This is a genomic window from Spirillospora sp. NPDC049652, assembly GCF_040675125.1.
GTDB lineage: Bacteria > Actinomycetota > Actinomycetes > Streptosporangiales > Streptosporangiaceae > Spirillospora.
On record NZ_JBFAOF010001559.1, the window covers coordinates 1 to 1,078 of the forward strand.

A 1,078-nucleotide genomic window follows, 5' to 3' on the forward strand; every position below is an offset into this window, starting at 1 on the left:
CGCGCAGCTTGGCGTCCAGGTTCGACAGCGGCTCGTCCATGAGGAACGCCTGCGGCTGCCGGACGATCGCGCGGCCCATCGCGACACGCTGCCGCTGGCCGCCGGACAGGGCGGCGGGCTTGCGGTCGAGGAACTGCTCGAGGCCGAGCATCTTGGCGGCCTCCAGCACCTTCTTGCGCCGCTCCTCCTTGGACACGCCGCGCAGCTTCAGGCCGAACGCGAGGTTCTGCTCGACCGTCATGTGCGGGTAGAGCGCGTAGTTCTGGAAGACCATCGCGATGTCGCGGTCCTTGGGCGCCAGGTCGTTGACCACGCGCTCGCCGATCGACACCGTGCCGCCGCTGATCTCCTCCAGGCCCGCGATCATGCGCAGCGCGGTGGACTTGCCGCAGCCGGACGGACCGACCAGCACCATGAACTCGCCGTCGGCGATCTCCAGGTCGAGTCCGTCGACGGCCTTCACGCCGCCGGCGTACACCTTGTCGACGCTCTCCAGCGCGATCCTGGCCATCCCGGCCCCCTTCGATGGGAAACGTTTCCATTGACCCCGGCCCACCTGGGCTTTCAGGGCCGGAATCGGATTCAACATCATGGAAACGTTTCCAGAAAAGGGTCGTTCGTGGCAGCATGGGGCGAGCCGGGCGCAGCGCCGCCCGGCACGGACGAGGAAGGGGGCGCGGTGGCGGCGACGATCAAGGACGTGGCGGCGTCGGCCGGGGTCGGCATCGCGACCGTCTCGCGGGTGTTCTCCGGCACCGGCGCGGTCAGCGCCGCGACCCGCGAGCGCGTCCTGGCCGCCGCGCGCGACCTGGACTACCGGCCGAGCGCGGTCGGCCGCAGCCTGAAGACCCGCCGCACCGGCGGCCTCGGCCTCGCCGTCCCGGACGCGACCGACCCGTTCTGCGCCGAGCTGATCGGGGGCGTCCTCGACTGCGCCCGCACGCTCGGGCAGCACGTCCTGCTGGACGCGACGCTCGGCGACCCCGCCCGCGAGCCCGGCCCTCCCGACCAGTTCGGGGATCGGCGCGTGCCAGGCCCCGAACAGCCTCGTGAGCTCGGCCTTCTCCCCGTCCGGCGC

2 protein-coding genes are annotated in these 1,078 nt (G+C 72.0%); one reads left to right on the top strand and one right to left on the bottom strand.

The features are described 5' to 3' along the window. The coding region (locus AB0J52_RS41905) for an ABC transporter ATP-binding protein (protein ID WP_500188869.1) at window positions 1-511 on the bottom strand (511 nt) is incomplete at its 3' end. A 108-nt stretch (window positions 512-619) separates the two neighbouring features. On the opposite strand from AB0J52_RS41905, the gene AB0J52_RS41910 reads away from it, so the two are divergent. Beyond that, on the top strand, window positions 620-1,078 hold a 459-nt coding region (locus tag AB0J52_RS41910), incomplete at its 3' end, for a LacI family DNA-binding transcriptional regulator (protein ID WP_500188870.1).